The 9827-nt window shown below is 63.4% G+C and carries 10 protein-coding genes; 3 read left to right on the plus strand and 7 right to left on the minus strand.

Translation table 11 applies throughout. The features are described from left to right. Window positions 1–18: 18 nt before the first annotated feature. On the minus strand, window positions 19–315 hold the full coding sequence (locus IPL79_06550; GenBank protein MBK9070647.1) for a hypothetical protein: 297 nt from the start codon (window positions 313–315) through the stop codon (window positions 19–21). Between the two features lie 149 nt (window positions 316–464). Here IPL79_06550 and trxA point away from each other — a divergent pair, with 149 nt between their 5' ends. Beyond that, window positions 465–794: a thioredoxin gene (gene trxA, locus IPL79_06555; protein ID MBK9070648.1), complete on the plus strand. Its 330-nt coding sequence runs from the start codon at window positions 465–467 to the stop codon at window positions 792–794. Window positions 795–1215: 421 nt separating this feature from the next. Here the strand turns inward: trxA and rodA are convergent, their stop codons facing one another. From rodA to IPL79_06585, 6 genes are read right to left on the minus strand one after another with little or no spacing between them, the layout of a single operon-like run. Continuing rightward, window positions 1216–2322 carry a rod shape-determining protein RodA gene (gene rodA / locus IPL79_06560; GenBank protein ID MBK9070649.1) on the minus strand — a complete coding sequence of 369 codons (1107 nt, stop codon included), beginning with the start codon at window positions 2320–2322 and terminating at the stop codon, window positions 1216–1218. Continuing rightward, a complete protein-coding gene (gene mrdA, locus IPL79_06565) occupies window positions 2319–4190 on the minus strand; it encodes a penicillin-binding protein 2 (GenBank protein MBK9070650.1) in 1872 nt (623 codons plus the stop codon). Before mrdA ends, rodA begins: the two co-directional genes overlap by 4 nt. After that, window positions 4190–4735 (minus strand): hypothetical protein, encoded by a 546-nt coding sequence (locus IPL79_06570; protein ID MBK9070651.1) that lies wholly within the window; start codon window positions 4733–4735, stop codon window positions 4190–4192. Before IPL79_06570 ends, mrdA begins: the two co-directional genes overlap by 1 nt. Beyond that, window positions 4736–5023, minus strand: coding sequence for a rod shape-determining protein MreC (locus tag IPL79_06575; protein MBK9070652.1), 288 nt, complete (start codon window positions 5021–5023; stop codon window positions 4736–4738). It abuts the gene before it with no gap. Then, entirely contained in the window at window positions 5010–5657 is a 648-nt protein-coding gene (locus IPL79_06580; protein ID MBK9070653.1) for a rod shape-determining protein MreC, read from the minus strand. The genes IPL79_06575 and IPL79_06580 overlap by 14 nt, the downstream gene beginning before the upstream one ends. Window positions 5658–5663: 6 nt before the next feature. Then, entirely contained in the window at window positions 5664–6677 is a 1014-nt protein-coding gene (locus tag IPL79_06585; protein MBK9070654.1) for a rod shape-determining protein, read from the minus strand. A gap of 216 nt (window positions 6678–6893) precedes the next feature. On the opposite strand from IPL79_06585, the gene IPL79_06590 reads away from it, so the two are divergent. Further along, the gene (locus IPL79_06590) at window positions 6894–8609 is read left to right on the plus strand and encodes a peptidyl-prolyl cis-trans isomerase (GenBank protein ID MBK9070655.1); all 1716 of its coding nucleotides are present in this window, start codon (window positions 6894–6896) and stop codon (window positions 8607–8609) included. 219 nt (window positions 8610–8828) lie between these two features. Beyond that, the gene (locus IPL79_06595) at window positions 8829–9761 is read left to right on the plus strand and encodes a hypothetical protein (GenBank protein ID MBK9070656.1); all 933 of its coding nucleotides are present in this window, start codon (window positions 8829–8831) and stop codon (window positions 9759–9761) included. Window positions 9762–9827: the final 66 nt, after the last annotated feature.

Here is a 9827-nt window from a genome sequence, read left to right on the forward strand (position 1 = left end):
GATGGTGACCGCCTTTGCCTAGCTTAGAACTTTGCCGACAAAGCCCTCAACCACGTCGTAAGCGGTTTCGCCAATGATGACCGAGTTCGCCTGATGATCGGCGCCGAGCGCACGCAGCTCGACCTCCGACTTCACGCGCCCCACCAGCCGCAGCACGTCCGGGTCGCCACCGGCGACGCGCGAAAAATACACGGCGGGCGAAAGGTAGGCCGTCTTGTCGAGCTCGACAAAGGTGACGATCTCGCCACTGACGGCCGCGACGCCGGACGCGGTTTTTTCTTCAAGAGCGTCTACCGAGATAAAAATTTTGGGCACGTGTCCTCCGAAGCGCGCGAAACTCCTACCATTGTAGGGCAACCGTGGCGCATAGGCAATGTTTGGGTTGCGCCTTGCGCGGCGACCCGGGGCGCACTACATAATGAACACCATCCGCGGCCAGAGGCCGGGATGCCGAAAGGACCCGCATGGCTTCGCAAAACATCGTTGAATTGACCGACGCAAATTTCGAGAATGAGGTGCTCAAGTCCGAGTTGCCTACACTGGTCGACTTTTGGGCGGTGTGGTGCGGCCCCTGCCGCCAAATCGCCCCCATGGTCGATGCGCTCGCCGACGAGTACAAGGGGCGCGCCAAAATCGCCAAGATGGATATCGATAACCATCAGATCGCCGCCCAAACCTACCAAGTTCGCAACATCCCGACGCTGCTCATCTTCAAGGGCGGCAACGTCGTCGGCCAAGTCGTCGGCGTCGTGCCCAAGAGCAAGCTCGAAGCCGAACTCGCCAAGCATCTTTAGGGGGCGTCCCTAGTTTTTGAGCGTAGTCCAGGCGTAATTTGCTCTAGCGCGAAGTGGTCGTCTGGCGTTTGTGACGCGCATGCTGGCCGGCAGGTGGCGCACGTGTCTTCCTGCTCGCGGATAGCGCCCCTCCCGGGCCCTGCGAGACGGCGGTGGTATCCACCACCGGCAGTGCCATCCAGACCGCCCTGCAATCTACGCTCGCGGAAGAAACGTGCGCCACCTGCCGGAAGGCTGCGCGCGCTTACGAATCGCCCTGCCAAACGCCTACATTGCTGGTTGTTAGAAATGCGCCGAAGGCGCGAGAGATTTTGCGCTCAGCGCGGCGCACGCCCGCAGGCGTGCTGAGGCGCGACCGATGTGGTCGCAACGAAGCCGCCGAGGACGTACGCCGCGATCAGCGCAAAAGATCCGCGCCGCGCTAGCCGTGTTTGCGAAGGCCGACGGAGGCGGCAAGCCCCAGCGCGATAAAAAAGGTGAGCAGCGAACTGCCGCCATAGCTAATGAACGGCAAGGTCACGCCGACCACCGGGGCCATCCCAATCACCATGGCGATGTTAATGATGGCATGCCAAAACACCAGGGCCGCGACGCCAACACAGATGATGGCGCCGCCCTTATCGCGGGCGCGAAACGCCAGGCTCAGGCACCAGTAAACCAAGAGCGCGAACGCTAGCACCAGCCCGGCCGAGCCGAGAAATCCCCATTCCTCGGCCCACACCGCGAAGGGAAAATCGGTCCAGTGCTCCGGCAAAAAGTCGAAGCGATTCTGCGTCCCTTCGAGATAGCCCTTGCCAACTAGCTGTCCCGAGCCAATTCCGAGCTTGGATTGGCGCAACTGCCACCCGATGCCATGCGGATCGAGTGAAGGATCTAGAAACACCATGATGCGGTTTTGTTGATAGCGGTGCAGGCTGTCCCACTTAAATGGCGCCACGATCAGCAGCGGCAGCCAAATCAGCAAGATGGGGCGAATATCGCGCAAGACCAAGAGCCCCACCGAGGTCGCCACCAGCGCGCAAATGGAGGCCGTCCCAAGGTCGGGCTGAATCGCGATGAACCCTACGGGCGCCATGGCGAGGGCGATGTACGCGTAGCGTTGCGGCGTGGTGTTGCCTAGCTGCTCGGACACCCGCGCCAAAGCAATGATGATCGCCAGCTTGGCAAATTCGGAGGGTTGGATGCCATAGCCTCCAACCATCAGCCACCGCGACGAGCCCTTGGCCTCGGACCTCGTGCCCATCAACGCCACGACAATCAGCAACAGCAGCACCCCGCCGATGCCCCACCACGCCAAGCGAATCCACAGGTGATAGTCGATGGCGGCGACCAACCCAAACAACACCACGCCCATGGTGACAAACATGAGTTGCTGATCGAATTTGGCGGCGTGCTTGGTGCCGTGGATGGCGCTGTAAAGATTGAGCAGGCCAACGCCAACGATGAACAACATGGTCACCACCAGCGGCCAGTCGAGCTGATCAAACCGCCGCCGCTCGGCGCGCAAGGCAAAGCCCAGGCGACTCATGGCCCGCGTTTCACTTCCTTAAAATATTGTTCGATAACGCTCTTAACGACCGGCCCCGCGACGGTGCCGCCGGTGCCGCCGTGCTCAATGAGCACCGCGATTGCGATTTCCGGCGCGCCCGCGGGCGCCCAGCCGGCGAACCACGCGTGCTCTTTGGAGCGATGCCAGCCCGCAGGCAAGCTGCGCCCTCGATCGGCGGACAGCCGAACGACCTGCGCGGTGCCAGTCTTGCCCGCGATCGCCACCACGTTCGAGCGGACCGCGGCAAAGGCCGTGCCCTCATCGCGCGCCACGACGTCGACCATGCCGCGGGTCATCAGCGACAGCACCGAGGGCGCCACCTTGACGACGCGCGCGATGCGCGGCTGATACTGCATGACCACCTGTCCGGCCACCGACTCGACGCGGTCGACGATCTGCGGGACGTAGAGCGTGCCGCCATTGGCGAGCGCCGCATACGCCATCGCGACCTGCAGCACCGTCACCTCGACGTCGCCTTGGCCAATCGACGCGTTGGTCGCCTTGCCCGCGGAATAGCCGCCGCGATTTTTATACCAGGTACGCGTCGGCACCCGTCCGCCGCCGTCGCCGTTAAGGCCGAGGCCCGTCGGCATGCCAAAGCCAAACCGGTGGGCGACGCCGACGATCGGATCCAGCCCCATGCGCTCGGCGAGGTTATAAAAATAGACGTTGCAGGACTGGGCGATGGCCTCCTGCATGTCGACCTTGCCATGCACGTGCGTGCAGCGAAACGACGTCCGTCCGAGGGTATAGCTCCCTGGGCAGTTGATGTGCTCGTCGGCGCGGGTGCGCCCCTCTTCGAGCGCCGCGATGCCGGTGACAAACTTAAATACCGAACCCGGCGGATAGGTCGCGCGCAACGCCTTGTCGAGAAACGGCGCATGCGGGTTGCTCATCAGCAGCGCCGAATCCGCAGCCGACAGCCTGCCGCTCATGACGTTGGGATCAAAGGCCGGCTTGGACACCACCGCCAGCAGCTTGCCGGTCGCGACCTCGACCACCACGACGGCGGCCACCTCATGCTTAGCCACCGCGGCCTCGGCGACGCGCTGCAGATCGATATCGATCGTGCTGACCAGGTTGTGACCTGCGATCGGCTCGACTCGCATCGGGCCGCCGATGAACCGCGCCGCCGTCATGTCGTCGAGGCGATTGTGGTGCGCATCCTCGGCGAAGAGCTCAAGCCCCTTCTTGCCGCGCAGATAGGCCTCCCACTCCAGCTCCAGGCCGAAACGGCCGATGGTTTCGTCGGCCTCATAGCCGTCGGCCTCCAGCCGCTGCAGCTCCCCCGCCGACATCTGGCTCATGTAGCCAAGCACATGCGCCGCCAACGCGCCGCTTGGATAATGGCGCTGCGGCTCGGTGCGCACCTCGATGCCCGCGAAACGATAGCGTAGCGACTCGTCCACCAACGTCGCGCGATCGCGGCCCTGATCTTCCAGCACGCGTTGGTATTGGCGAAATTGCTTGCGCCCCCGCGCGCGTTCGATCCGTTCGCTCATTAGCTCCATCTCGTGAGCCGACAGCCCGAGCGTCGTTTCGAGCGCCTGGGCCAGCTCGGGGGTGAACGCCTTGGTCTGGACGTAGATGTTAAATGCCGGGCGATTCTCGGCAAGGGGCCGCCCCTTGCGATCGAGAATCTTACCGCGCAGCGAGGCGATGTGGCTGCGCTCCACCACGTTGGAGACGGTTTGCTCGCGATAGCGATCGCCGCGAATGATTTGCAGCTGCCATAAGCGCCCCAGCAAGACCAGAAAGCCCAGGCCCACGACCACCAACAGATAGCGCAGTCTCGCCGCCAAGATCGGCAAGGCCGGCGATCCGGACGCGCGCCATCCCTCCAGCATTAAAGACGTCCCTCCAGGACCGCGTCGCGATCGCGGACCGTGCGCGATAAGGCGGCATCGACGCGGCGGAAGACCGCAAAGGCCAGCGGCGCCATCAGCGCCGACGTTACGGCAATGCCCACGATCGACGCCATCGGCCAGATCGCCATCGCCTTGGCGGGTTGCAGCAGCGCCAGCAAGACGCCTTGCACCCCGTAAAAACTCAGGACGGTCGCCATGCAAACCATGGCGATCATCCACGGCCGCCGCAGCGTGAAGCGGCCACGGATGACCCCGCACATGAGCGCCACGGCCGCCGCCGGGGTGCATGAAATCGCCACAATCCCGCCGCCGGCGATATCTATGAGATACGCCGCAACGACGCTGCCAAGCACGGCGGCAACAAGGCCGTCGCGACTTGAAAAACCAAGGTAGGTCGCGGTCAGGGCGGCGAGACTTGGCGAGAAGGCGGTCGCAAACGCCATGGGATACGGCAGTAGCGGCCAACAGGCGCTGACGATGACGGCGAGCAGGTATCCCGCGATGACCAAGCTTGCGACCCGCATCTATAAGGCCTTTGGCACGAACGGCGTGCGTGTTGGCGCCTCTTCGGCTTGGATGAGCGGCTGCGCTAACACCACCGAGACAACGCGCAACGCGGTAAAATCCACCACCGGCGCGACGTGCACCTCGTGGAACATGCTGTAAGGGCGACGCGTCACGGCCACGACGCGCCCGACGCTGAGGCCGGCGGGAAACACCCCACCAAAGCCCGACGTCAACACCTCGTCGCCTACTTGCGGCGCTTGGCTCGCCGCCGCGCCGCCCGCTAACGGCTTGTCACCACTGGCCATGGCATCGGTCTCCATCCAATGCAGCTGACACATAACGCCCCTCGGCCCCACCGCCCCGCAAGATGCCGCGGCCCTGCGTGCGCGGCAACACGACGTCAAGCGCCGAGTTCGGATCTGAAATCAGCATAACATCCGCGTAGTCTTGCAGCACGCGCGCTACACGCCCGACGACGCCGCCTACCGCGATCACGGGCATGCCGACGCGTACGTCCGCCGCGCCGCGATCGATGTAGATGCGGACGACGCGCTGGCGCGCATCCATCGTTGAGGCCACCACGCGCGCGCCCACCCTCGGCGATGGCGCCGTAGCCGTAAACGCGAGCAAGCCTTCTAGCCGCGCCGTATCGGCAACGCGCTCGCGCAGCAAGGTCACTTCGCCGTGCAGGCGGCGATTCTCGCCGCGCAGCTCGCGATTTTCGGTCTCCGTGTCGACGAGGTTGATGTAACCAAACCACACGTACTGGACGCCCTCGGCGGCCCACGTGACCACCCGCTGCAGCGGCGCGGTGATGCGCAACATCGTCGCGTCGACCGCGCCTGGCTCATGGCGTCGCAAGTTGGCGCGCAGCACGAGCAACGGCAAGAGGCCAATCACCAGCAGCAAGGCCAAGCGATACGCGCGCAGCCAAGTCATGCAGGCCTATTTGAGCGCGATCTCGCGGAGCAGCTCTAACTCGTCAAGCACGCGGCCCGTGCCAAGCACCACCGCGAGGTGAGGATTTTCGCAAACCATCACCGGCAGGCCGGTTTCTTCGCGCAGCAGCACGTCGAGATTTTTTAGCAGCGCGCCGCCGCCTGAAAGCACCACGCCCTTGTCGACGATATCCGCCGACAACTCCGGCGGCGTCCGCTCAAGCACCGAGCGCACCGCGTCGACGATGGCGTTGACCGGCTCTTGCAAGGCTTCGCGAATTTCATCGGAGTTCACCACCAAGGTCTTCGGTACGCCGGCGACCAGATCGCGGCCCTTCACTTCAACCGTTAGCGGCTCATCGAGCGGATACGCCGAGCCAATTTCCTTCTTGATGATCTCAGCCGTGCGCTCGCCGATGAGCAAGTTGTACTTGCGCTTGACGTATTGCACGATGGCTTCGTCCATTTTGTCGCCCGCGACGCGAATGGACTTCGTAAGTACCACCCCCGCCAAGGCAATCACGGCGACCTCGGTCGTGCCGCCGCCGATGTCCACGATCATATTACCCGAGGCCTCGGTGATCGGCAGCCCACCGCCGATTGCCGCCGCCATCGGCTCTTCGATCAAATACACTTCGCGCGCCGACGCTGCCAAGGCCGAGTCGCGCACCGCGCGCTTTTCAACTTCGGTGATGCCCGACGGCACGCAGACGATGACGCGAGGTCTCACCAACGTGCGGCGATGATGCGCCTTCTGAATAAAATAGCGCAGCATCGCTTCGGTCACTTCGAAGTCGGCAATCACGCCGTCCTTCATCGGGCGAATCGCCACGATATTGCCAGGCGTCCGGCCCAGCATGGCCTTGGCCTCGTGGCCAACCGCTAAGACTTTCTTGGGGCCGTTGGGGCCCGCCATCTGCACTGCGACCACGCTCGGTTCGTTGGCGACGATGCCGCGCCCTTTGACAAACGTCAGGGTATTAGCGGTGCCGAGATCGATCGCGAGGTCATTGGAAAACATGCCGTAGACCCAATCAAACAACATAGATACTCCTCGCTGACTCAAACCCGGGACGGCTCTCTTGGCCCCTAGGCCACGCGGGCTGAACTTGCATCAGGGTCGCGCAACGTAGGCTGCCGGGGGGTACCACCAACAACAATGAAGGGCAAGGGGAAAATCGGGCCGTGTTCCCCCGCTTGCGGACGCACGCCTCCGCCAGTAGGATGCGCCGCTCCCATGTCTATTAAGTCGCGCCAACGCGCTAATTCTATTTTTGTTTACCTCATCTTTGGCATCCTGATCGTGGTGTTCATCATCAGCTTCGGGCCGCAATCAATTGCGACCGGCCAGGGCTGCAGCGGCACCCAGCAGGTGGGTCGCATTAACGGCCAAGACCTAAGCATGAACGACTGGCGTTTCGCTTGGGGGCTGACCGATGGCCAAGGACGCGCGCGCAACGCGATGGCGAACTTGGTGCGCCGCGAATTGCTCGCGGACCTCGCCGACGAACGCGGCTATCGCGTCAACGACGCGGCCGCTGATGCCAGCATTGCGGCCGGCCAACTCTATTTCGGTGGCGCGCTCGTGTCGGGCCAGGTGGCGCTCGTCGACGGCGCCGGCGGCAAGCATTTTTCATATGAAGCGCTTACGCGCATTGCCGAAAACTTCGGCGGCATCGGCAACTATCGTAGCCAACAAAAGCGTGAACTCCTCGCGCATATTGCCGACGCCGAGCTGCAGTTTGGCATGGTCGCCATGGACGAAGCCCGCGCGCTCTACACCGCGCAAAATAGCTACGTAAACCTCGACTACGTTCGCTTCCGCGCGGCCGAGTATGGCGCGGCGCTGACCCTCACCGAGGCGGATCTCGCGCGCTTTATGGCGACCCACGAAGCCCGCGTCAAAGAGGCGTACGAAGCCCGCAAGGCGTCGTTTACCGCGACACCTGCCATGAAAAAAATTCGCGAGCTGCGCGTCGCCAAGGGCGGGGACGCGGCGGCCAGCAAGGCGCAGATCGACGCCGCTCGCGCGTCGGTTGTTGCCAAACAAAAAACCTTCGCGCAGGTCGTCGCCGCCGTCGCCGTCGATGCCGCCGCCAAGGCGGCAGGTGGCAGCTTAGGCTGGCGCGAGGTGGCCACGCCCATGCTGGCCACCGATGCGCTTAATGCCGCGGTCGCCACGCTTGGCCCCGGCGACGTTTCTGAAATCTTTGAGGACGCCGAGGCCTACTACGTCATCACCGTCGAAGCCGCGCGCAATGGCGACCTTTCGTTTGAACAGGTGAAGGGCGAACTCGCCGAAGAAATCGCGCGCCAAGTCTGGGGCCAGGAGGCCGCGCGCAAGGCGGCGATCGAGGCCGCGACGGCAATCGCGGGCGGCAAAGCGATCGACGTGCTGTTTGCGAAGAAAGAACCCTTGATGGGCCGCACCGAGTTCGACCTGGGGCTGACGCTCGCGCAATCCGCAACGGTGTTAACACCAGCCGATCAACCGGCCCCAGCGGCCGCCACCGCCGCCGACCCCATGCGGCCAGTGACGGAGACGCTGCCGTCGTTGCACACCCCTGTCGTACCGGTGCTTGATTCGCAAGTCATGATCAAGCGCTCCGGCAAGGGCCTCGAAGGCTTTGGCGCGTCGCAGGCGTTGGCAAGGGCGGCCTTTGCCGACCTCACGCCTGGTACGGCGGCGGCCAAGGTCTTCGCCGCGGACGACGACTTTGTCGTGGTGCGCCTCATCGGGCGTTCCACGGTGGAAGAGACCGCGTTGGCCGCCAATGCCGAAACCCTCGCCAGCAGCATTGCCGATGAGCGCGGCCGCCAACAAGCCTCGACCCTGCTGCGCGAACGCTGTGAGCAGGCGACCGCGGCGCGCGACATCTCCGTCAACAACCAAATGTTGCAAGACGACACCACGGAAACCCTGCCGCCGTTTTCGCCCTGCGACTATTTTTAGCCCCTGGCCCCGGAGAACAGAACGCGGACACGCTAGTGTCCGAATGCTGGAATCGTAAGCTTGTGTTTCGTGAGAGCCAGGCCACGCCAACCCATGGACGCGCGATGCGGCAGGCGAAGCCGTACACCGGGCGATTATTGTCTCCGGTCCCACTCAATGCGGTTCTGTTTGGTTGATCTTGTCGGCACGCGCGACATAGCCTTGCGCGCGGAGGATTCTATGTATCAAGGTTCAACCTTTAGGCGCGCTATTTCAATTTCCCTGGCCACGTTGGCATGTCTGGCGCTTGCGCTGTCCGGGTGTGCCAAACCAAACGCGGGTGCCGGCGTCACGCGCATTACGCTGACCGGCGCCGACCTCGAAGCGCACGGCCAGCTCGTCAAAGACGGCGACGCGGCGTTTGCGCTGCGCGCCGATCGCGCCCAACTGGAGCTGGCCATCGCCAAGTACACCGAGGCCGTTGCCAAAAAAGACGACGACTACCAAACTTATGAAAAGTTGGCGCGCGCGCTCTATTTGCTCGCGGATGGCCACCTGTTCTTTGAGCGCGCCACCAAAGAAACCGAATTTCTCGCCACCTACGAGCGCGGCTATGGCGCCGCCTTGCGCGGCTTGCAAGCGCTCTCGCCGGACGTCGAGAAGAAGATGCGCCTAGGCATCGACGTCGGCGATACCGCCACAGCGGTCGGCAAAGACGGCGTCGGCCTGATGTACTGGTACGCCACCAACCTCGGCAAGTGGGCCAATGCGCACGACGACATTTCGGTGGTGCTGAAATATAAAGACCGCGTGGTGAAGCTCATGACCCGCGTCACCGACCTCGACAACAGCTTTTTTTACGGCGCGCCCGATCGTTACTGGGGCGCGTTCTACGCCATCGCGCCGGCGTTTGCGGGCGGCGATCTGGACAAGTCGTACAAGCACTTCCAGGCGTCGCTCAAGGCCGCGCCAACCTACCCTGCGACGTACACGCTGATTGCGGAAAACTACGCCACCAAGAAGCTCGACGAAGCCCTGTTTAAAGAGCTGGTGCAAAAAGTGCTCGACTTCCCCGCCGACGTCATGCCGGGCATGGAAGCCGAAACCGCCGTTGAAAAAAAGAAGGCCGAGCAGCTGCGCAAGCGCTACGAGTCCGGCGACATCATTTTTTAACGCCGCCGCGATAGGCCAGTAGCGGCGCACAGCGCCCAAAAGCCGGCCAGCGTCGATCTGTCTCGC

It is taken from the genome of Myxococcales bacterium (genome assembly GCA_016716835.1).
GTDB lineage: Bacteria > Myxococcota_A > Polyangia > Haliangiales > Haliangiaceae > JADJUW01.

Excerpts from the sequence above, each read along its gene's own strand:
- trxA (MBK9070648.1), top strand. The coding sequence starts at position 465 with ATGGCTTCGCAAAACATCGTTGAATTGACCGACGCAAATTTCGAGAAT.
- rodA (MBK9070649.1), bottom strand. The coding sequence starts at position 2,322 with ATGAGTCGCCTGGGCTTTGCCTTGCGCGCCGAGCGGCGGCGGTTTGAT.
- mrdA (MBK9070650.1), bottom strand. The coding sequence starts at position 4,190 with ATGCTGGAGGGATGGCGCGCGTCCGGATCGCCGGCCTTGCCGATCTTG.
- IPL79_06570 (MBK9070651.1), bottom strand. The coding sequence starts at position 4,735 with ATGCGGGTCGCAAGCTTGGTCATCGCGGGATACCTGCTCGCCGTCATC.
- IPL79_06575 (MBK9070652.1), bottom strand. The coding sequence starts at position 5,023 with ATGGCCAGTGGTGACAAGCCGTTAGCGGGCGGCGCGGCGGCGAGCCAA.
- IPL79_06580 (MBK9070653.1), bottom strand. The coding sequence starts at position 5,657 with ATGACTTGGCTGCGCGCGTATCGCTTGGCCTTGCTGCTGGTGATTGGC.
- IPL79_06585 (MBK9070654.1), bottom strand. The coding sequence starts at position 6,677 with ATGTTTTCCAATGACCTCGCGATCGATCTCGGCACCGCTAATACCCTG.
- IPL79_06590 (MBK9070655.1), top strand. The coding sequence starts at position 6,894 with ATGTCTATTAAGTCGCGCCAACGCGCTAATTCTATTTTTGTTTACCTC.
- IPL79_06595 (MBK9070656.1), top strand. The coding sequence starts at position 8,829 with ATGTATCAAGGTTCAACCTTTAGGCGCGCTATTTCAATTTCCCTGGCC.